This window comes from Pseudomonas sp. CHM02 (assembly GCF_000612585.1).
Classification (GTDB): Bacteria; Pseudomonadota; Gammaproteobacteria; order Pseudomonadales; family Pseudomonadaceae; genus Aquipseudomonas.
Window position 1 is genome coordinate 43,961 of sequence record NZ_JFCA01000013.1, and the last position, 23,062, is coordinate 67,022.

General features: G+C 63.7%; 11 protein-coding genes and 1 pseudogene. 4 read left to right on the forward strand and 8 right to left on the reverse strand.

All coding sequences use genetic code 11. The features are described 5' to 3' along the window. From BM70_RS0108945 to fmdA, 7 genes are all read right to left on the reverse strand, one after another. Positions 1-11,001, reverse strand: a complete 11,001-nt coding sequence (locus BM70_RS0108945) for a non-ribosomal peptide synthetase (RefSeq protein WP_025855689.1) — start codon at positions 10,999-11,001, stop codon at positions 1-3. Positions 11,002-11,324: 323 nt separating this feature from the next. Continuing rightward, entirely contained in the window at positions 11,325-12,497 is a 1,173-nt protein-coding gene (locus BM70_RS0108950; RefSeq protein WP_025855690.1) for an MFS transporter, read from the reverse strand. Between the two features lie 40 nt (positions 12,498-12,537). After that, on the reverse strand, positions 12,538-13,893 hold the full coding sequence (locus tag BM70_RS0108955) for an MATE family efflux transporter (protein WP_025855691.1): 1,356 nt from the start codon (positions 13,891-13,893) through the stop codon (positions 12,538-12,540). A 37-nt stretch (positions 13,894-13,930) separates the two neighbouring features. After that, on the reverse strand, positions 13,931-14,914 hold the full coding sequence (locus BM70_RS0108960) for an AAA family ATPase (RefSeq protein WP_025855692.1): 984 nt from the start codon (positions 14,912-14,914) through the stop codon (positions 13,931-13,933). Between the two features lie 3 nt (positions 14,915-14,917). Further along, positions 14,918-15,961: an aliphatic amidase gene (locus BM70_RS0108965; RefSeq protein ID WP_025855693.1), complete on the reverse strand. Its 1,044-nt coding sequence runs from the start codon at positions 15,959-15,961 to the stop codon at positions 14,918-14,920. Between the two features lie 15 nt (positions 15,962-15,976). Continuing rightward, a complete protein-coding gene (locus tag BM70_RS0108970) occupies positions 15,977-16,324 on the reverse strand; it encodes an FmdB family zinc ribbon protein (protein ID WP_025855694.1) in 348 nt (115 codons plus the stop codon). A gap of 2 nt (positions 16,325-16,326) precedes the next feature. After that, positions 16,327-17,556, reverse strand: coding sequence for a formamidase (gene fmdA / locus BM70_RS0108975; RefSeq protein WP_025855695.1), 1,230 nt, complete (start codon positions 17,554-17,556; stop codon positions 16,327-16,329). A gap of 258 nt (positions 17,557-17,814) precedes the next feature. Here fmdA and BM70_RS33920 point away from each other — a divergent pair. After that, positions 17,815-18,306: pseudogene (locus BM70_RS33920) on the forward strand (MCP four helix bundle domain-containing protein); the annotation flags it as partial. Positions 18,307-18,723: 417 nt separating this feature from the next. Then, positions 18,724-19,431 (forward strand): methyl-accepting chemotaxis protein, encoded by a 708-nt coding sequence (locus BM70_RS33925; RefSeq protein ID WP_371262130.1) that lies wholly within the window; start codon positions 18,724-18,726, stop codon positions 19,429-19,431. On the opposite strand, the gene BM70_RS0108985 is transcribed toward BM70_RS33925, so the two are convergent. After that, on the reverse strand, positions 19,428-20,159 hold the full coding sequence (locus BM70_RS0108985; protein WP_025855697.1) for a GntR family transcriptional regulator: 732 nt from the start codon (positions 20,157-20,159) through the stop codon (positions 19,428-19,430). The genes BM70_RS33925 and BM70_RS0108985 overlap by 4 nt on opposite strands. Positions 20,160-20,272: 113 nt before the next feature. Between BM70_RS0108985 and BM70_RS0108990 the strand changes: the two genes are divergently transcribed. Together BM70_RS0108990 and BM70_RS0108995 are read left to right on the forward strand one after the other, a co-directional pair. Beyond that, a complete protein-coding gene (locus BM70_RS0108990; protein ID WP_025855698.1) occupies positions 20,273-21,628 on the forward strand; it encodes an adenylosuccinate lyase family protein in 1,356 nt (451 codons plus the stop codon). Positions 21,629-21,755: 127 nt separating this feature from the next. Then, positions 21,756-23,060: a cation:dicarboxylate symporter family transporter gene (locus BM70_RS0108995; RefSeq protein WP_025855699.1), complete on the forward strand. Its 1,305-nt coding sequence runs from the start codon at positions 21,756-21,758 to the stop codon at positions 23,058-23,060. The last annotated feature ends 2 nt before the right edge of the window (positions 23,061-23,062 follow it).

Consider the following 23,062-nt stretch of genomic DNA (forward strand, 5'->3'; position numbering starts at 1 on the left):
TCAAATCGCCTCTAGTTCGCTCAAAAAGTCACGAAGATCATCAAAATCTTCCGCGCTGCCGGCGCGGAAGGTGGCGGCGGCCTGGACATAGGCGCGCAGCGTTTCGGTCTGGAACACTTCCACCAGCGGCACTTCCAGGCCCAGTTCGGCCTGGACCCGCGAGGTGATCTGGATCGCCAGCAGGGAATGGCCGCCCACTTCGAAGAAGTTGTCGTTCAGGCCCACTTGCGGCAGGCGCAGCACGTCGGCCCAGATTGCGGCGATCTGCTGTTCCAGCTCGGTTTCGGGGGCCACATAGGCCTGTTGCAGCAAGCTCGCATCCGGCTCGGGCAAGCCCTTGCGGTCGAGCTTGCCGTTGGGAGTCAACGGCATCTGCGCCAGGAACATGACGTGCGTCGGCACCATGTAGTCCGGCAGACGGGTTTTCAGGGCGCGGCGCAGGGTTTCGCGCAACTCGGTTTCGTTGGCCAGGCTGCCGTCTGCGGGCACCACATAAGCCACCAACTGCTTGCCGGTCGGTCCTTCCTGGGCCACCACCACGGTTTCGCCGACGTTGCCCTGCTCACGCAGTCGGGCTTCGATTTCGCCCAGCTCGATACGGAAACCACGGATTTTCACCTGATGGTCGACGCGCCCCAGGTAGTCCACCACGCCATCCGGACGCCCACGGGTCAGGTCGCCGCTGCGATACACGCGGCTGCCCGGTTTGCCGAATGGGTCCGGCACAAAGCGCTCGGCGGTCAGTGCCGGACGCTCCAGGTAACCGCGAGCCACGCCCTCGCCGCCCAGGTACAACTCGCCGGCCACGCCGATGGGTTGCAGGTTGAGTTGCGCATCCAATACGTAGCCGCTGCGGTTGCCCAGCAGCGTGCCAATCGGTGCGTAGACGGCGCCGCATGGATCACCCTTGCGCGCTTTCCACAGCAGTGGCGTGACCACAGTTTCGGTCGGGCCGTAGCCGTTGAACAGGTAGGTCGGCTTGAGTGCACGCCAGGCCAAGTCATAGCTGGCCTGGGCGACGGCATCACCGCCGAAGCAGTACACACGAACCTTCGGCGGGTTGCCGTCACGCTCGGCATGCTCGGCCAGTTGCTGCAGGTACACCGGTGGGAACACCGCCATGGTCACGTTGTGGCGATGCATTTGCTGGTAGGTGTATTCCGGCAGCCACAGGCTGTCGTCACGGATCAACACGCTGGCGCCGTTGATCAGCGGGTGCATCCAGCCTTCGTGGGAGCCGTCGAAGGCGAAGGACATGAAGTGCAGTTCGCAATCGGCGGGCGAGGTTTCATAACGCTCGCCGGTGGCGACGATGTGGGCTACCAACGGACCGTGGGACACCGCCACGCCCTTGGGCATGCCGGTGGAGCCGGAGGTGTAGATCACGTAGGCGAGATTGTCGCCGTCCAGCGTCACCTGAGGGGCAGTGTCGCTGAAGCCTGCCCATTCCTCTGTACGATCAATCGCCAGGCTATCGAGGCCGTCCGGGATCGGCAGTTGCTGCAACGCGCTGGTGTGAGTCAACAGCAGTTGCGCACGACTGTCCTGCATCATGTACAGCAGGCGATCGCGCGGGTATTCAATGTCCAGCGGCACGTAGACGCCACCGGCTTTCATCACCGCCAGGAACGCCACCATGATTTCGGCACTGCGCGGCATGGCGATGGCCACGCGCACTTCGGGACCAACGCCACGGGCGATCAACGCATGGGCCAGGCGGTTGGCCTGGCGGTCCAGTTCTCCATAGGTCAGGGTTTGTGCGTCGAACTTCACCGCCACGGCATCGGGGGTTTCCCGGGCGCGATCGGCCACCAACTCGTGAACCAGGCGCTCGGCCGAGAAGCCGGCATCGGTCTGGTTCCACAGCTGCAGGATGTGCTGTTGCTCATCCTGGCCCAGCAGGTTCAGTTGGCTGATGGGTTGCTGTTGGTCGGCAACCATCGCCTGCAACAGGTTTTGCCAGTGGCCGGCCATGCGTTCGATGGTCGCCGGGGCGAACAGGTCGGTGGCGTAGCTCAACGATGCGCCCAACTGGTCACCCGACTCCTCGATATCCAGGGTCAGGTCGAAATGCGCGGCGGTTTCATCCCAGCTCACCGGGCTCATGTCCAACTGCGCCAGGCGTTGCAAATGCTGGCCGGCCAGGCTGATGTGGTGGTTGAACGCAACCTGGAACAAGGGGCTCAAGCTCAGGCTGCGCTCGGGTTGCAAGGCTTCGACCAGTTGCTCGAACGGCAGGTCCTGATGGGCCTGGGCTTCCAGCGCGCGCTGTTTGACCTGGGTCAGTAGCTGGCGAACGGTGGTCTGCCCGTCGACATCGGCCTTGAGCACCTGGGTATTGACGAAGAAGCCGATCAGGCGCTCGGTCTCGACCCGGTTGCGGTTGGCAATCGGCACGCCGACACGAATGTCTTGCTGGCCGCTGTAGCGATGCAATAACGCCTGGTACGAAGCCAGCAGAACCATGAACAGTGTCACACCTTCACGCTGGGCCAGAGCCTTGAGGCTGTCGACCAGCGTAGTCGCCAGCGCAATATTCAGGCGTGCACCCCGATGAGTCGGCACCGCCGGGCGCTGGTGATCGAACGGCAACTCCAGCACCGGCTGCTCACCGCCGAGCAAGTCACGCCAGTAATCGAGCTGACGCGCTTTTTCCCCAGCCTCCATCCAGTCACGCTGCCATTTTGCGTAGTCGGCATACTGGATCGGCATCGCCGGCAATTGCAGCGCCTGGCCTTGGCTGTAGGCCGTATAAAGCTGCACCAACTCGTCGACCATCACCTGCATCGACCAACCGTCGGAGATGATGTGATGTTGCACCAGGACCAACACATGCTCGTCTTCGGCCAGGCGCAGCAGACTCACACGCATCAGCGGCCCCTGGCGCAAATCGAAAGGTTGGGCCACCAGCGCTTCAACCCTGGATTTGAGCTGTGCTTCATCGGTGAGCGCCGACGCCAGTTCGATCCGCGCCTGTGGGCTGACCACTTGCACCGTACGGTCCGCCTTTTGCTGCAAATGCGTGCGCAGGCTGTCATGGCGCGCCACCAAGGTATCGAAGGCACGTTGCAGGGCGGAACGGTCCAGCGGGCCTTTCAAGCGCAGCGCACTGGGCACGTGATAGGCCGAACTGTGCGGGTCCAGCTGCCAGAGGAACCACTGGCGTTCCTGGGCATAGGACAACCACAACGGCTGATCGAGATCCGCCGCCACCATCGCCGGCGCCGAAGCGCTGACGGCCCCCAGACGGTTGACAAAATCGCCAAGCACGGGCTGCTCAAACAGCGTCCTGAGCGATACCTCGATGCCCAGCCCATGACGCACCCGCGACACCACCTGCGTAGCAAGCAACGAATGCCCGCCCATCTCGAAGAAGTGATCGTTGAGCCCTACCCGCTCGGCGCCCAACACCTGGGCCCAGATGGCCGCGACGCGTTGTTGCGTCTCGGTGACCGGTGCAATCCAATCGGCCAGGGGTTGGCTGAGGTCCGGCTTGGGCAGCGCGGCACGGTCCAGCTTGCCGTTGGGGCTCAGTGGCAGACGCTCCAGCAGGAGCAAATGCGCCGGCACCATGTAGTCCGGCAGCTCTTCGCGCAACGCGGCCTTGAGCGCCGTGCGCAACTCGGTCTGCTGGGGGTCGGACAGCGCCTGGCTGGCTACGACGTAGCCGACCAACTGGTTGTCCGCGGCAATCACCAGCGCCTCGCGCACACTGGCCTGGGCGAGCAGACGCGCTTCGATTTCGCCCAACTCGATGCGGAAACCGCGAACCTTGACCTGATGGTCGATTCGCCCTACGTACTCGATCATCCCATCGGCGCGATAGCGTGCCAGGTCACCGGTGCGGTACAGGCGGCCGACGCCGTCGCGGCAGAAGGGATCGGGAATGAAGCGATGGGCCGTCAGGTCCGGACGATTGAAGTAACCACGCGCCAGTAACGGCCCGCCGATCACCAACTCGCCCGCGACGCCTACCGGCACCGGGTTGAGGTTGGCATCCAGCAGGTAGATGGCACGGCCATCCAGCACGCGGCCAATCGGCATCATCGACGGCAAGGCTTCACGGCCCTCGACATACGCGGCGCAGTCCAGGGCGGTGGCGGTCACCGTGGCTTCGGTAGGGCCGTAGGTGTTGAGCAGGCGCACATGCTGCAGGCCCGCTGCACGCCAGGCATTGAGGCCTTCAGGCGGCATGGCTTCGCCGCCGATGTGCAGTTGGCGCAGGCGCCCGTAGCCACGCGGGCCCAGGCCTGCAAAGTCACGCACCAGCGACAGCCAATAGGCCGTGGTCAGGTCGACCACGGAGATATCGTGTTCAAGCAGTTGCTGGTAGAAGGTGTCGCTGTCCCACAGCTCGCCACCGCGTACCACCACCGCCGCACCGCAGCACAGCGCCGGGTAGAGCTGCTCGACAAAACCGTCGAAGTTGAACGTGCCGAATTGCAACACCCGGTCATGGGCTTGCAGCGCAAACAGTTCGGTGAATACCTCCACATGCCGTGCCAGGGACGCCCGGTCGATGCCCACGCCTTTTGGCCTGCCGGTCGAGCCGGAGGTGAACATGACGTAGGCCAGGTTGGCCGGCTGTGCCCTCGACACGGGGTTTTCGGCGCTGTAGTCGGCCAGCCAGCCGGCGCCGGTTTCCAGGCAGACCAGGGTCAGGTTCGCGCTGATCGGCAGATGCTCCACCAACGGCTGCTGGGTCAACAGAAATTGCAAACCGCTGTCCTCGATCATGCATTGAAGGCGCTCGGCCGGGTATTTCGGGTCGAGCGGCACATAAGCACCACCGGCCTTGAGCACCGCCAGCAAGCCGACGATCATTTCCAGGGAGCGGTCCACCGCAACGCCTACCACGGTGTCGGCACTGACGCCCCACTCGATCAGGCGATGGGCCAGGCGATTGGCGCGCACATTGAGGTCGGCGTAGGTCATGCGCTGCTGATCCAGGATCAGCGCGATGTTTTCCGGGTGCAACGTCGCTTGTCGTTCGAAGCGCTGCAATACGTCGGCCTTGGCGGGCTGAGCGACACCCCGTGGGTTCCAGTCTTGCAGCACACGAGCGTATTCATGGTCCAGCAGCAAGGGCACCGCGCCCACGGCTTGCTCGGGCGCATTGATAAACTGCTGCAGCAAGCCCTGCAGGTAGGCGCCGATGTGCTGCACGGTGTCGGTGGCGAAATCCGCCTGCAGGTATTCCAGGTGCAGGCTCAGGCGCTCGCCGCCGTGCACGGTGAGCGTCAACGGGTAGTTGGTGTGCTCCTGGTGGCTGACGCCGCTGAAACGCAAACCGCCCTCGCCCGACTGCTCCAGCGTCTTGGCCACCGGGAAATTCTCGAACACCACCAGCGTGTCAAATAACGCCTCACCGGCCGAACCGGCCCAGCGCTGGATATCGAACAGCGGCGTGTGTTCATGTTCGCGCATTTCCAGGTTCAGGGCCTGTACGCTTCGCACCCAGTCGCTCACGCTTTGCGCCGGGCTGGCGGCGGCAATCAGCGGCAAGGTGTTGATGAACAGACCGACTTGCTGCTCGACATTCGCCAGCGCCGCGGGGCGCCCGGAGACCGTCACCCCACAGGCGACGCTGGACTGGCCGGTGTAGCGCTGCAGCAGCAACAGCCACGCCGATTGCACCAGGGTGTTGAGGGTCACCTGGTGTGCACGGGCGAAGGCCGCCAGACGCTGGGTCTGGATAGCATCCCACTCACAGAGGACTTCACCGTATTCAGCGCCACTCTGTGCTGCGCTCCTGGCCACACTGCGCGCCAGGTGCGTCGGCTCGTCCAACTGCGCCAGGCGCTGGCGCCAGAAGACCTCGCCCAACGCCGGGTCCTGCCGTTGCAACCAGGCGATATGCTGGGAAAACGCCGCGCCCACCGGCGGCAACGCCTGGCCCTTGCAGGCTTGCAGCACTTCATTGAGAACCAGGGCGTTACTCCAGCCATCCATCAGGATGTGATGGCTGGTGTAGATCAAGTGCCAGCGGTCTTCACCCGTACGCACCAGCGCCACCCGCAGCAACGGCGGACGCGCCAGCTCGAAGCCCGCGCGATGGTGCTCGGCGGCCAGGCTGTCGAGGGCAACGGCAAGGTCCTGACGGCCACGCCAGTCGTATTCGGTAAACGGCAAGCTGACCTGGCGATGCACCACTTGCAGGGCCTGGCCTTGGTCGTCCTGCCAGACAAACCCGGTGCGCAACATGTCATGCCGTGCCAGCACCTGCTCCCAGGCGCGCTGGAAAACCGCCACGTCCAGGCCCTGCGCATCGGCGCGCAGTTGGCTGACGTAGATGTCATCCTCATCCTGCTGGTACAGGCTGTGGAACAGCATGCCCTGCTGCATCGGCGACAGCGGGTACAGGTCCTGCACCTCCCGTGCGGGCAACGCCAGGTCGTCCAGCTGGGATTGGGTCAATTGCGCGAGGGTCACGTCGGCCGGTGTCAGGCCGCCCTGTGCCGGGTCGACGCAATGTGCGATCAGCGCCAGCAGTTCCTGCTGGAAATCATCTGCCAGGCGCTGCACAGTCGCCACCTCGAACATCTCGCGGCTGAAGCCCCACTGCAGCGCCAGCTCACCGCCGTACACCTGCCCTTCCACCGTCAGCCAGTTGGCCAGCGGTGCTTCCGAGTCCTGGGCCTGCCCACTGCCTTGGGTGGCCGGGACGAACAGCGCCGACTCGTTGAACTGACGGTCGAACTGGCCCAGGTAGTTGAAGGTGATGCGTGGCGCGGCCAGGTTCGACAGGGCTTTACGAGCCTCAGGCGTGCCGAGGTAACGCAGCAGGCCGTAGCCAATGCCTTTGTTAGGCACGGCGCGCAGTTGTTCCTTCACCGACTTGATCGCCGCCGACAGCTCGCCATCGGCGTGCAGGCTCACCGGGAACAGGCTGGTGAACCAGCCGACGGTGCGGCTCAGGTCGACCGTGTCGAACAGGTCTTCGCGGCCATGGCCTTCCAGCTGGATCAGCGCGGCGGGCTGCTCGCTCCAACGGCTGATAACCCGTGCCAGCGCGGTCAGCAGCAGGTCGTTGACCTGGGTGCGGTAGGCCGCCGGGGCGTCTTGCAGCAGTTGACGGGTATGTTCGGCACTCAGGCGGATTTCGAGCTTGCTGCCCAGGCGGTTTTGCAGGCCGCCCTGGGGGTTGTCGCACGGCAGATCGGCGCTGGCGGTCTGGGCCTGCCAGTACGACAGTTGGTCGTCCAGTGTCTGCGCATGGGCCTGCAACTGCTGCGCCCAGACTTGGTAGGCACTGGTCTTGGCCGGCAATGCGGTGTTGCGGTAAGCCTGTTGCAGGTCTTCGAGCAGGATGCGCCACGACACGCCATCGACCGCCAGGTGATGCACCACCAGCAGCAGCCGCTGGGCACCGTCGGCCATCGTGACCAGTACCGCGCGCATCAGCGGGCCCTGTTCAAGGTCGAGGCTGCGCTGGGCTTCGTCGCAGAGAGCGGCCAGCTCAGCCTCGTCAGCGACCTGGGACTGCCACATCGAGGCGCTTGCAACCGGCTCGGCGTGAGCCTGTTGCCAACCGTCTGCCCGCGGCGAAAAACGCAGGCGCAGGGCGTCATGGTGGTTGACCAATCGGGTCAAGGCCGCGTCAAGGCGCGCGGGTTCCAGGGTTTCACGCGGGGTCAGCAGCAACGACTGGTTCCAATGCTGGCGCACCGGGATCGCCTGCTCGAAAAAGCTGCGCTGCACGGGCGTGAGGATCACCTCGCCGGTGACCGGCCCCTGGTCGATGACCGTCGCCTGCTCAAAGCTCGCTACCAGCGCCAGGCTGCGCACGCTCTGGTACTGGAACAGGTCCCGTGGGCTTAAGCGAATGCCCGCCTGGCGCGCACGGCTGACCACCTGGATGGAGATGATCGAATCGCCGCCCAGTTCGAAAAAGTTGTCGTCCAGACCGACCTGCTCCACCGCCAGCACATCGCTCCAGATCGCCGCTACGGCTTTCTGCACGTCGTTTTCCGGTGCGGCATAGGCCTGTTGTGGCGCAGCGTCCGGCAACGGCAGGGCCCTGCGGTCGAGCTTGCCGTTGGCGGTCACTGGCAGCTTGGCCAGGTGCACCATATGGGTCGGCACCATGTATTCCGGCAGACTGCTGAGCAGCCAGGCCTTGAGGTCGGCCGGTGCCTGGTCTTCCAGCACCAGGTACGCCACCAGTTGCTTGCCGCCCTGCACCAGCACCACGGCTTCGCGCACCGAGGGGTGCTGCATCAGGCGTGTCTCGATTTCACCCAGTTCGATACGCAGGCCGCGCAGCTTGACCTGATGATCGAGACGCCCCAGGTATTCGATCACCCCGTCGCCGCGTTGGCGCACGCGGTCGCCGGTGCGATACAGGCGCGCGCCGTCACCGAAGGGGCTCGGCACAAAACGCTCGGCGGTGAGTGCCGGGCGCCGGTGATAACTGCGCGCCAGGCCAGTGCCGCCCAGGTACAGCTCGCCGCTGACGCCAGCGGCGACAGGGTTGAGCTGGGCGTCGAGCACATAAGTGCCCAGGTTGGCGATCGGCCGGCCGATGGGCACGCTGTCGGCGCCTTCGTCGACGCAGGTCCAGTGGGTGACGTCGATGGCGGCTTCGGTCGGCCCGTAAAGGTTGAACAGACCCGCCTGTGGCAACTTGGCGAACACCTGCAACTGCGCATCCAGCGGCAAGGCTTCGCCACTGCAGACAATACGTCGCAGGCTGCTGCAGGCCTGCACACCCGGCTCATGGATAAACGCCTGGAGCATCGAGGGCACGAAGTGCAAGGTGGTGATGCGGTGCTGCCCGATGGTCTCGATCAGCCGCGCCGGCTCGCGGTGTTCGCCGGGGGCCGCCACCACCAGGCGCGCGCCGGTCATCAGCGGCCAGAAAAACTCCCACACCGAGACGTCGAAGCTGAACGGGGTTTTCTGCAAGACCGCGTCGCTCGCCGACAGCCCGTAAGCCTGCTGCATCCAGCACAAGCGGTTGACCAGGGCACGATGGCTGTTGCCGGCACCCTTGGGCTTGCCGGTGGAGCCAGAGGTGTAGATCACGTAGGCGAGGTTGAGGGCATGGATCGCCACGGCGGGCGATTCGCTGCTGTAGCCGTCGAGCCACAGCGCAGGCTGGTCCAGGGCAATCACCCGGATACCGGCGGCGGGCAGCGACGACAGCAGGCGCTGCTGGCTGAGCAGCAAGCGGATGCCGCTGTCCTCGATCATGTAGGCCAGGCGTTCTTGCGGGTATTCGGGGTCGAGCGGGACATACGCACCGCCAGCCTTGAGAATCGCCAACAGGCCGACCACCATTTCGATGGAACGCTCGACGCAGATCCCCACCAGCACATCCGGGCCAACGCCCTGCTCGCGCAACACATGGGCCAGTTGATTGGCGCGGGCATCAAGCTCGGCGTAGGTCAGTGTGGTGGCACCGAACACCAGTGCCGGCGCATCGGGCGTGGCCTGTACCTGGTCTTCGATCAGTTGATGAATGCCGCGCTCGGTCGGGTATGCCTCGGCGGTCTGGTTCCAGGCGTGGACCAGCACCTGCTGTTCATCCTCGGCCAACATCGGCAACTCACCGATGCGCTGCTCGCCATCGGCAACCATGGCGTGCAACAGGCGTGTCCAGTGCAGGGCCATGCGCTCGATGGTCGGTGCGTCGAACAGGTCATTGGCGTACGTCAATGCGGCGTGCAGGGTGCCGGATTTTTCATAGGTGTCGAGGGTCAGGTCGAACTGGGTGGTGCGGCCTTGCCACTCCACCAGCGCCAGCGCCAGGCCGGAGGCGGTGCTGACGCTCGCAATGTCGGCCACTACCGGCTGGTGGTTGTACATGACCTGGAACAGCGGCGTATGGCTGAGGCTGCGCTCGACCTTGAGGGCTTCCACCAGCCGCTCGAAGGGCAGTTCCTGATGGGCCTGGGCACCCAGGGCATGCTCCTTGATGCCTTGCAGCAGCTCTGTGATGCGGGTTTGCCCGGTCAGCTCGGTGCGCAGCACCTGGGTGTTGACGAAAAAGCCGATCAGCCCCTCGACTTCCGTGCGGTTGCGGTTGGCAATCGGCACGCCGACGCGGATATCGCCCTGCCCGGTATAGCGATGCAACAGCACATTGAAGGCGCCGAGCAACAGCATGAACAAGGTGACGTTGTGTTTTTGCGCGCAGCTACGCAGCTGCGCGGCCAACTGCGGGTCGACCGCGAAGTTGTGGCGCGTGCCCTGGTAGCTCGGCACGGCCGGGCGCGGGCGATCGGTGGGCAGTTCCAGCACCGGGTGCTCATCACCCAGGCGCGCCTGCCAGTATTCCAGCTGGCGCGCCTGCTCCCCGGCTTCCAGCCAGCGGCGCTGCCACAGGGCGTAGTCGCTGTACTGGATCGGCAAGGCCGGCAATTGCGGGGCCTCGTTGCGCTCATGGGCCTCGTAGCAGCGGATGAACTCGTCGATCAGCACGTTCATCGACCAGCCATCGGAAACAATGTGGTGCAGGGTCAGCAGCAGCACGTGCTCCTGGGCGTCGAGCTTGAGCAGTTGCACGCGCAGCAGCGGGCCGTTTTCCAAGTCGAACGGCAGCAGCGATTGACGGACCGCGGCCTGGTTGACGGCCTGTTCACGTTCGGCGGGCGCCAGGTGGCTCAGGTCCAGTTGCTCGATGCTCAACGACGTGTCTGCCGCCACCTGCAACAGCCGCTCATCGGCCTGGCGCTGGAACACCGTGCGCAGGGTTTCGTGACGCGCGACCAGACTGGCAAACGCTTGCTCCATCGCGCCCAGGTTCAACGTACCTTTGAGCCGCACGGCACCCGGCAGGTTGTAGGCACCGCTGGCCGGGTCCAATTGCCAGAGAAACCACATGCGCTGCTGCGCATAGGACAGCGCCTGGCGATCCTCCACCTCTACCCCTGCCGGAATCGGAAACCGGGAAAAATCCACCCCTTCTTTCTGCAAGGCCAGCAGGAACAATTGGCGCTTTTCCAGGGGCAACCCGATAAACCGGCGAGCAAGTTTCAAGGAGTCTTCAGCATTCATTTCTTGGAGTCCGGAGCAATAGGCAGGAAGCACAAAGGCACGTCGTCCCTATAAAACGAACCGGAGAGGGAAAAATTAGCGGGGGGATGGGAGGCGCGTATCCACGGGGAATGCGGGCTGGCGGGAAATGTCCGACAAGAAACCCGTACCCCAAGTGCCATACCGGCACAGTAGAGACCAGCGTCGAGGACAACTGTCTGTCTGGCAGGCTTTTGTTCATCGACGCATTGGTCAGCTACGAAGGGCAAAACCCACAGGCATTGGGGGTCGCCTTTCGCGAGGCCGTAAAAAACTTCCTGAGCGGCGAACGCACTATGCGTCCATCACCCCAACCGCCTATACCCCAACACCGCTGACCCCAGCACCACCGCCCCCGCCGCCAACGCGACCCAAAACCCGCTGGTGGCGCCAAAGTGGTCGATCATCCAACCGGAGCTGGCGGCGCCGATGGCCACGCCGATGCTGAGGCCGGTGATCAGCCAGGTCATGCCTTCGGTCAGGCGGCTGGCGGGCACGATCTGCTCCACCAGGGCCATGGACACGATAAGGGTCGGGGCGAAGAACAGCCCGGAGACAAAGATCGCCACCGCCAGCCCCGGAATGTTGGTCACCAGCAACAACGGTAAGGTCGTCAACGCCGTGGCCACGCCGCAGAACAGAAACTGCCGAGGCAACGACGCCTTGAGCTTCAGGGTGCCGAACGCCAGTCCCGCCAGGCAGGAGCCGATGGCATACACCGACAGCACGATGCTCGCCGCCGCCGGCTGGCCCTGATGCTGTGCAAAGGCGACGCTGACCACGTCCACCACACCGACGATCACACCCATGGCCAGCAACAGGATCATCAGGATCAGCACCGGCGGCGACGCGATCAGCCAGCGGCCGTGATGGTCCTGATGCTCATGGACGGGAGGCTCGGTCTCACGCTGCAACACAAAGGTGGTAACGCCCACCGCCAACAGCAGCGCCGCCACCAGGGGGCCAGCCTCGGGAAACAGCACCACGCTCAGCCCCACCGAAATCGGCGGGCCGATGATGAAACACACCTCATCCAGTACCGACTCCAGGGCGAAGGCGGTCTGCAGCTTGGGTTGGCCTCGGTACAACTCGGTCCAGCGTGCCCGCACCATGGCCGACATGTTGGGCATGCAACCGGCCAGGGCCGCGAACAGGAACAGCGTCCAGTTCGGCGCCTGCAAGCGGGTGCACAGCAGCAACATCAACAATGCCCCACCGCCGATCAGTGCGGCAATCGGCAACACCCGGCCCTGGCTGTAGCGGTCCACCAGCCTCGACACCTGCGGGGCGCAAAACGCCGTGGCCAGGGCAAATACCGCCGCCACCGAGCCTGCCAGGCCGTAGCCGCCCTGCACCTGCGCGAGCATGGTGATCAAGCCAATGCCCGTCATCGACACCGGCATGCGCGCCAGCATGCCCGCCAGTACAAAAGCCCGTGCGCCAGGAACCTGGAACAACTCGGCGTAAGGGTTTGCCATGACTCAGAAGCCTTCTGTCCTTAAAGTGCGCAACCTTTTATCACACCAATCGCTTGATCTGCTTGTGCCGCCATACCAAGCGGTAATAAGCGGTCTGCAATACCAGCATGGCCAGGTAGGTCACCGGAAACGCCATCCACACCCCTTCCAGCCCGAAGTGAGCGTTGAGCAGGTACGCCATCGGCAGCTCGACGCAGAGCACGCAGAAGATCGAGATGACCACCGGCATCAGTACCACGCCGCTGGCGCGCATGATCCCGCCGATCACGGCCTGGAAACCGAATACCAGGATGCTCCACAACATGATGTGCAGCAGGTGTTCGGCGTTGACCCGTGCCGCATCGTCGGTGATGAACAGGCCGAGCAACCAGTGGGACAGGACATAACCCAGCACGATCAGGCCACCGGTGAGGCAGGTGTTGATCAGCAGGCCGGTGCGCAGGATCGGCCCGATGCGCTCCAGGCGCCCGGCGCCAATCGCCTGGGCACCGAGGATCGACGCGGTGATGGCAATCGACAGCGCCGGGAACTGCACGTAGTTGACGATCTGCGTCACCGCGCCATAGGCCGCCGTGGCCTGGGAACCGTGGCCGTTGACCAAAGCGAGGATGACCAATTCCGACAGCGACAGCACCACCATCTGTAGGCCAGTGGGCAAACCGATGCGCAGCACTTTGCCGAGAATGACGCGATCCAGGCGCAAGGACGCGAGCAGTTCGCGGTCCGGTGCCATCACGTGGTTCTTGTGGCGCAGACGCAGGATCAGAAACACCATGGCCGCGGCGTTGCCCGCCAGCCCGGCGTAGACCGCACTCTGGATACCCAAGGGAGGCAGGCCGATCCAGCCGCGAATCAGCGCCGGGGTCAGCAGCAGGCCGACCAGGGTCGATACCATCAACGCCAGCAACGGCGAGATCGTGTCGCTGACGCCGCGCAGCAACTGCGTATAAAGGATAAAGACCAGCAGCAGTGGCATGATCAGCATCATCATCTGCGCATAGCCCACCGCATCGTCGAGCACATCGATCGGGGTGCCCAACGCCTGCAAGGCCGGGCGCGCAAACAGGCTGCCCAACACCGCCGCAATCACGCCCACCAGCGCGCCCAGGGTCAGGGTCGCACCGGTGATCGCCTTGACCATGCCCGTCTCCTGGGCGCCCCAGGCCTGGCCGATCAACACCGAGGCGCCCGCTCCCAGGCCGATCACCAGGGCAATAAAGAAGAAGACGATGGGAAACATCCCCGACACCGCCGCCAGCGCCTGGGTGCCGAGCATCTGCCCGACATAGATGCCGTTGAGGGTACCGGAGAAGCTCTGCAGGAAGTTGGACAGCACCATCGGCGCCAGAAAGATCAGGTAGATCTGCCACAGCGGGCGTTGCAAAGGGCTTTGCATGAAAAAAGGGGCCTCGGAAAACTAAAGCGTCCGAGGTTTATACCGGAAGTGGATCCCATCTTCCTGTGCTTTCGGGTTCAACCACCAGACAAGCGTTGCGCACCGTCGCACCCAGGTGCCGGGCATTGCCTTGCAGCAGGCATTCGGCAATCGCCGGTTCCAGTTCGACCCGCAAGCGTCTGGCCAGCGCCCTCGCGCCGAATCGAACGTCGTGCTGACGGCACAGCCAGGCGCGCGCCTGCTCATCCAGCACCAATGAACGTTGATGCGCCGCCAGGCGCTGGTTGAGCTTGGCAAGTTCCACCTCCAGCAGTGCCTCAAGCCACTGCGCGTCGATGGGCTCGAACATCAGGATGCGATCGATGCGGTTGAGAAACTCCGGTTCGAAGTGCCCATGCAGCGCCTCTTCCAGCACCTGTGCCTCGCCTCGCACAAACACGCGCAGCAGGCGCCGCCAGCCCTGGGTAAATCGCAAACGATGCCGGCGCGCCTGTTGCGCACCGATATTGCTGGTCATGAAGATCAGGCTGTTGCGAAAGTCCAACGTGCGTGTGCCGCCGGCCAGGGTCAGCTGACCGTTTTCCAGTATGCCCAGCAGGCTGCGCACCACCTCCTGGCTGGCTTTCTCCAACTCATCGAACAGCACGATGCCCGGCCGGCTATAGGTGCCCTGGATCAACTCGCTGTTGAACAGGCTGATGCCCTCCTTGCTGCCCACATACCCGGGTGGCGCGCCGGTCAGGGCGGCGGCGTAATGCTCCTGGGCCAGGGTGTGCATGTCGATGCGGCAGAAGCCATCGGCCCGGCCATGCAGTGCCTGGGCCAGCAGGCGCACGATTTCGGTCTTGCCGACCCCGGTCGGGCCCATGAACAGGTTGACGCTCAGCGGCCGGTCACGTTCACCGATATCGGCCTTGACCACCTTGAGCATGCCTTCCACCTGGGCCAGCGCAGCCTCCTGGCCGACGATCCGGCTGCGCAGCAAGGCCATGACCTGGGCCGGTTCAAAGGTAAAGCGCATGCCCTACCCCGCCGTCTTTTCTTGACCACCATGGGGCAATTGCCCCACCGGGCACTGCGCGACGCCGACCGTGCTACGGGTGAACTTCTCCACATTTTCCTGGGCCTTTTGCGCGTCCAGCACCCAGGTGCGGTAGAACTCGAACGGACAATCGGCCACGCCCTTGTCGCCGTCACCCGAGGCATGCATGCCGGTATAGCCACGGTGCAGCAGCTTGAACAGATGGTTCTGCGACTGGTCATTGGCCCGTGCATCGCGGATCTGCGACACCGACAACTGCGCGTACTGGATGCCCATCTCCTCCTCGCCGCACTCGCCCAGGGTGCGCCCGTCAAAGCCGATGATCGCCGAATGGCCGAAGTACGAATACACGCCGTCGAACCCGGCCGCGTTGGCCACCGCCACGTAGCAGTTATTGGCCCAGGCCATGCTCTTGGACATCTGCACCTGCTGTTCCTTGGCCGGGTACATATAGCCCTGGCAACGCACAATCAGCTCGGCGCCCTTCATTGCGCAGTCGCGCCAGATTTCCGGGTAGTTGCCGTCATCGCAGATGATCAGGCTGATCTTCATGCCCTTGGGCCCGTCGCACACGTAGGTGCGGTCCCCCGGATACCAACCCTCGATGGGGCACCAGGGAATGCACTTGCGATAGCGCTGCACGATTTCGCCCAGGTTATTGATCAGCACCAGGGTGTTATAGGGTGCCTTGTGCGGGTGCTCTTCGTGACGCTCGCCGGTCAGGGAGAACACGCCCCAGGTATTCGCCTGGCGGCAGGCCGCGGAGAAAATCGCCGTCTCTTCGCCGGGAATGCTCGCGGCGGTCGCCATCATCTCGTCGTGGTCATACAGGATGCCCATGGTGCTGTATTCCGGGAACACCACCAGGTCCATGCCGGGCAAGCCCTGCTTCATGCCGACAATGATCTCGGCGATCTTCTTCGCGTTGTCGATGACCTCGGCCTTGCTGTGCAGGCGCGGCATCTTGTAGTTCACCACCGCTACACCGACGGTGTCCGGGCTGCTGGAAATGTCGCCATGGCGCATTGCAACGCTCCTGTTCTAGTGACTGATCATCCACGGCCGTGGGCCGGTCCGGGTCTTGAGCCCCAAGGGGTTGGCCTTGCTGGGCTCGACCTGCTTGCGGGTGCCGCAGCAACTGCAACCCGCCGGGTGTTTGCGGCTGTCCTGGTATTCGCCAACGGTTTGCGGCGCATGGGCGCTGCGCTCGTTGCCGGCGATGGCCTTGCGCTGGTGGGACGACAAGGTTTGCAGCGCCGGGGCCGACACCCGCAACTGCCCGCCCGGCCCTTCGCAATAAGGGCACTGGCTGGGTTCGTTGCGCTGGGCGATCGGGCGCAGCATTGTGAAGGTGCCGCAGGTGTCGCAGGCGTATTCGTAGGTCGGCATGGCTACAGGTCCGGCGCGATGGGCAGGTCGATGCTGCCGTCGAGGAACTGGGTGGGGCCGTTGGCGTTGGGGTTGATATCGAACTCGAAGATTTCCGTGGGCAGCCACAAGGTCGCGCAGGCATTCGGGATGTCTACCACGCCACTGATATGTCCCTGCACCGGAGCCGAGCCGAGCAGCGCATAGCCCTGGGCCGGCGAATAGCCGAACTTGGTCAGGTAATTGATCGCATTCAGGCACGCCTGGCGGTAGGCGACATTGACGTCCAGGTAGTGCTGCTGGCCCTGCTCGTCCACCGAGATGCCTTCGAAGATCAGGTAGTTCTTGTAGTTCGGCGTGATCGGGCTCGGCTTGAACACCGGGTTCTTGATCCCGTACTTGGCCATGCCGCCCTTGATCAGCTCGACCTTCATGTGCACCCAGCCGGCCATTTCGATGGCGCCGCAGAAGGTAATTTCGCCGTCGCCCTGGCTGAAGTGCAGGTCGCCCACCGACAGCCCGGCACCCTTGACGTAGACCGGGAAGAAGATCTTCGAACCCCGCGACAAATCCTTGATATCGCAGTTACCGCCGTGTTCGCGCGGCGGCACCGTGCGTGCGCCGGTCGCTGCCGCATCGTCACGGGCCTGGCCGGTGAGCTTGCCCATGTGGGCAGTGGCAGCCAGTGGCGCGTTGGCCAGGGGCGGAACGCGGGTGGGGTTGGTGTCGATCAGTTCCTGTTCGCGACGGTTCCAGTCGGCGAGCATCACCGGGTCGGGCAGGCAGCCAATCAGGCCGGGATGGATCAGCCCGGCAAAGTTCACCCCGGGAATGTGCCGCGAGCTGGTGAACATGCCTTTGAAATCCCAGATGGCTTTTTGTGCGCTGGGGAAGTGATCGGTGAGAAAGCCACCGCCATTCTGTCGCGAGAAGAACCCGTTGAAGCCCCACTGGGAGTCGGCCTTGGCGCCGATATCCAGCAAGTCCACCACCAGCAGGTCCCCCGGTTCGGCGCCGTGTACACCCACCGGGCCCGACAGGTAATGCACGGTGGACAGGTCCACATCGCGTACATCGCTGGCGTCGTCGTTGTTCTTGATCGCACCGGCGGTCCAATCGTAGGTCTCGAGGATGAAGTCATCGCCCGGCTTGACCCAGCAGGCCATCGGGATATCCGGGTGCCAGCGGTTATGGATTTGCTCGTTCTCGGTGACAGGCTGGTTGAGGTCGACTTTGATCAGCGTTTCAGTCATGGACTGGCTCCTGGACGGATGACGGGGTGCGTGCGATCCAGTCTCGGGCGGCCAGGAAAAACGGGAAATACGTTGGATGACGTATGAACGACGGTGTCGCGGTTTTATTCCATCAATTCGCTCGATGACAGTTTCAGTATTTACTGATTGGACGCCTGGCAGGCGAGTGGTTAGATTCCACGGCGAAGATAGCTTTTAGCCATCACTCCTGACCCCTTGAATATCGAGCCTTCCATGAAAAAACCTGTGTCGTTGGCGATGCGTATCGGACTGGGCTTCGCGTCCACCCTGTCGTTGCTGGTGCTGATCACTGCCGTCGGTATTCAACGCGTGGGTTTTATCGACAGCACGCTCAAGGATGTCGGTGAAAAAGCCGCCTTGGTCCAGCGCTACGCGATCAATTTCCGAGGCAGCGTGCACAACCGCGCCATCGCCATTCGCGACGCGGTACTGGTCAAGGATGAACCGGCGCTCAACCGCCACCTGGCTGAGATCGACCAGCTCAAGCGCGATTACCAGGACTCTGCCGTGATGATGGATCGCCTGTTCGCCAACACCACTGCCAGCGCCGAGGAAACCCGCCTGCTGGGCGAAATCAAGGCCATCGAGACCCAGGCCCTGGCCTCCACCGAACGGGTGATCAACCTGCGACGCAGCAATGACATCGCTGGCGCCCAGGACTTGCTGCTGGCCCAGGCTTCGCCCAACTACACCGAGTGGCTCAAACGCGTGAACGCGCTGATCGACTTCGAAGAGGCGCAAATCAAGCAACGCCTGGATACCGTGCAATCGGCCGCCAGCAACTTTGCCGTACTGATGGTGCTGGCCAGCGCCGTCGCGATCATCTTGAGCGTACTGGTGTCACTGCTGATTATCCGCAAGGTCAAGGCCACCCTGGGCGCCGAGCCGGAGGAAGTCGCCGAGGCGATCCGCCGCCTGGCCAATGGCGAGCTGAACCAGCGCATCGAAACCCGCTACCCCGACAGCGTGATGGGCATCCTGAAAAACGCCCTGGCGCGCCTGAGCGACACCATCAGTGAAGTGCGCTCGGCAGCCCAGGCCCTGCGCCATTCTTCGGTCACCCTGTTGTCGGTGGCCAGCGATAACCGCCAGCAGATCAACCTGCAGACCAGTGAAGCCCAGCATGTGGCAGCCGCGATCACGCAAATGGCCGCCTCGGTCAGCGAGGTCTCGGGCTATGCCTCTGCCGCATCCAAGGCGACTATCCTGGCTGACGCCGAAGTGGACAGCGGCCACCGCCTGGTGGGCGAAGTGACCGTGGCCATCGAGGAACTGGCGACGATCCTCGACCAGGCCACCAGCCGGGTCAACCAGGTGTCCAGCGACAGTGAAAACATCGAAACCGTGATCGAAGTGATCAACGCCATCGCCGCCCAGACCAACCTGCTGGCGCTGAACGCCGCGATTGAGGCCGCGCGTGCCGGTGAACATGGCCGCGGATTTGCGGTGGTAGCCGATGAAGTCCGCTCCCTGGCGACGCGCACCCAGGAGTCCACCCAGGAAATCCGCGACATGATCGGCAAGCTGCAAAGCGGCACCCAGGACGCCGCCGACATCATGCAGCGCAGCCGCAGCCTGGCCCAGGTCACCGTGACGCAGACCCGCGACTCCCAGTTGGCGCTGGGCAAGATCAGCCAGGAAGTCGGCGCGATCAATGCCATGAATGCGCAGATCGCCAGTGCTTCGGTGCAGCAAAGCGCGGCCGCCGAAGAGGTGGCGCAGAACGTCACGCGCATCCACAGCTCCACCGTGCAATCGGCGGCCGGCTCCGAGCAGGTGGAAAACTCCAATCACGAACTGGCGGAGCTGGCGGATCGCTTGAGCACCAAGGTAGCGTTCTTCAACGTGGCCTAGCGTTTGTCGCGCTTCATCTGCATGGTCAGGGTGAAACGGTCTGCGGGGTAGACCGTTTCCGACACCGCAATCACCGCGCCGCTCTCGTCGCGGTACTGACGGATGATATTCAACCCCAGCGTACCGCCCTGCGCCTTGAGGCTGGCGGCCAATTCGGCCGATAGCTGCACCGGCCGCACCTGCTGGTCCACCACATCGATATGCCGCGAGAACGCCTTGCCGATCAGCGCGGCGATCAGTTCGTCCGGGTGCTTGCGCGCTTCGGGAATCACCTCGGCAAAAGTCTGCTCGGCATACACGTCGGTCCAGCACAACGGCGCGTTGCCGGCGCTGGCATCGACCTTGATGCTCGACACACAGAAGTAATGCCCGCCCGGCTCCAGCCCCAGGCGCCGGGCCAGGGCGATGTCGGCGACGAACTCGCGCACCGCCTGGATATCGCGGATATGGGTTTCGGCCACCTGTACCAGGTCGGCCACCGACGCCATCGCCTGGGAATACCCGCCTTGCGGTGAAGCGGCTTCGACCCGCGTGCCCACACGCTTGCGCCGCGAGACCATGCCCTGCCCCTGCAATTGGTCGATGGCCGCGCGCACGGTGTGCCGGCTCACCGCATACAGCGAGCAGAGTTCAAATTCAGTTGGCAACAACGACCCTACTGGGTAATGGCCGCTGCCAATCTGATCGATCAAGTCCTTGGCAACCGCCGCATAACGCCTCTGGCTCACGCTTTCCATTTTTACCCTCGTTGTCGAGTTGACAGTGTATCAGCACAGGCGTAATCATAATGTACGTACATATTAAATATGTATGGTTTAAAAATAACAATTAGGACTTTCCCATGTCGAGTACCGTTTTTGATTCCGCCCTGTTCCGCGACATGTTCGGCACCGCCGAAATGCGCGGCGTGTTCTCCGATAAAGCCCTGATCGAACGCTACATTGAAGTGGAAGTGGCCCTGGCCCGCGCCGAAGCGCGTTGCGGTGTGATCCCGGCCGACGCCGCCGAGCAGATCGCCGCGCTGTCACAGTACGAGGCGCTCGACCTGGCGCTGATGCAGCACGAGACCGAAATCGTCGGCTACCCGATCCTGCCGCTGGTGGAGCAACTGTCGAACATCTGCGGCGAAGCCGGCCGTTATGTGCATTGGGGCGCGACCACCCAGGACATCATGGACACCGCCGTGGTCCTGCAGGTGCGCGCCGCACTGGCCATCGTCGAGCGGGATATCCAGACCGTGCGCGGCCTGCTCGCCGGGCTGGCCGAGCGCTATCGCGACACGCCCATGGCCGGTCGCACGCACTTGCAGCACGCGCTGCCGATCACCTTCGGCTACAAGTGCGCGGTATGGCTGAGCATGTTCGACCGCCACGCCGAGCGCCTGGTGGAACTGCGCCCACGCGTCGAAATCGGCCAGTTCGCCGGGGCCGCCGGCACCCTCGCCTCCCTCGGTGACAAAGGCCTGCAAGTGCAGGAAGCGTTGATGGCCGAACTCGGCCTGGGCGTACCGCAAGCCACCTGGCATGTGGCCCGCGATGGGCTGGCCGAGACCCTGAACTTCCTCGGGTTGGTCACCGGGTCCCTGGGCAAGATCGCCCTCGACATCATGATGATGATGACCAGCGAGCTGGGCGAAGTGTACGAGCCCTTCGTCAAGGGCCGTGGCGCCAGCAGCACTATGCCGCAAAAGCGCAACCCGATTTCCTGCGAACTGATGTACGCCGCCGCCAAGGGCGTGCGCCAACACGCCGGGCTGATGCTCGACGCGATGATCCAGGACTTCGAACGCTCCACCGGGCCATGGCAGGCGGAGTGGATCGCCATCCCCGAAGCCTTTGCCCTCAGCGCTGCGTCCCTGGGCCAGGCGACCTTCATGCTCGCCGGCCTGGAAGTGCGCCCCGAACGCATGCGCAAGAACCTCGACATGACCCAGGGCCTGATCGTCGCCGAAGCCGTGATGATGGGCCTCGCCCCGGCCCTCGGCCGCCAGGTGGCCCATGACGTGGTGTACGCCGCCTGCCGCATGGCCAATGACCAGGGCACCAGCCTGCTCGACGCCCTGCTTGCCCAAGGTGAAGCCATTGCGCAACTGGACCTGGCCGAACTGCAACGCCTGACCGACCCGGCCAACTACCTGGGGCTGGCGCCGCAGATGGTGGATATCGCGCTGGCGCGCCAGGGCGCGGTCCCCCGCTGACCTTTCTGGCACCGCTGGTTTTTGTAGTGAGCGGGCTTGCCCCGCGCGAGGCAAGCTCGCTCACCACAAAGCCACGTTCCAGACAGATCATCCAAACACAGCCAATAACAACAATGAGATCACAGACATGTCATCCACCCCCGCAAAAAAACCGCTCTACAAGGACCTGACCTTCCAGGTTGTCGCCGCCATGTTCCTCGGGATTGCCTTCGGCTTTCTCGCCCCTGAGCTGGCCGCCAGTTTCAAGGTCCTCGGCGATATCTTCCTCAAGCTGATCAAGACCGCCGTCGCGCCGCTGGTGTTTTTCACCGTGGTCCACGGCATCGCCTCGGCCGGTGATATCAAGCGCGTCGGCAAGGTCGGCCTGCGTGCATTGATCTACTTCGAGGTGGTCTCCACCATCGCCCTGGCCATCGGCCTGTTGTGGGGCAACCTGCTGCAGATCGGTTCCGGCATGCACGACGCCCACCCGAGCAGCGCCGCCGCGGCAGCCGCGAGTGCCGCCGTGGCCAAGGGGCATGCACCCGCGTCGACCCTGGACTTTATCTACGGCATCTTCCCGGACAACTTCGTCGGTGCCTTCGCCGGCGGCCAGTTGCTGCAAGTGCTGGTGATCTCGGTGCTGTTCGGCTTCGCCCTGCTGGCGTTGAAGCCCGAGCGCCGCGAAGTGATCGAAGACGGCCTGAACCGCATCTCCGAGTGCTTCTTCGAGTTCATCAACCTGATCATGAAGTTCGCCCCCCTGGGTGCCTTCGGTTCGGTGGCTTACGCCGTGGGCAGCAATGGCACGGCGGTATTGATGTCCCTGGCCAACCTGGTGTTGATGTTCTACGTCGGCATCGCATTCTTCATCTTTGTGGTGCTGGGCGCCGTGTGCCGGTTGAGCGGCTTCAGCCTGTGGCGCTTCCTCACCTACATCAAGGATGAAATCTTCATCGTGCTCGGCACTGCTTCTTCGGAAAGCGCCCTGCCGCGCCTGCTGCAAAAACTCGAGAAGTTCGGCTGTTCCAAGCAGAGCGTCGGCCTGGTACTGCCCACCGGCTATGCGTTCAACCTCGACGGCACTTCGATCTACATGTCGCTGTGCGTGTTGTTTATCGCCAATGCCTACGGGGTACCGCTGAGCTGGGAACAGCAACTGGGCATCATCGCGATCATGCTGGTGACCTCCAAAGGCGCGGCAGCGGTGTCGGGTGGCAGTTTCGTGGTGTTCGCCGCGACGGTCACCGCCATCGGCGTACTGCCAGCAGAAGGCCTGGCGCTGCTGTTTGGCGTGTACCGCTTCATGTCGATGGCCATTGCCACCTGCAACACCATCGGCAACAGCGTGGCAACGGTGGTGGTGTCGAAATGGTCCGGCGAGTTCTCCCAGCAGACCGCCCAGGATGAATATCAACGCGTGCTCGGCCGTGCCGCCGGCGCTGCGCTTTAACG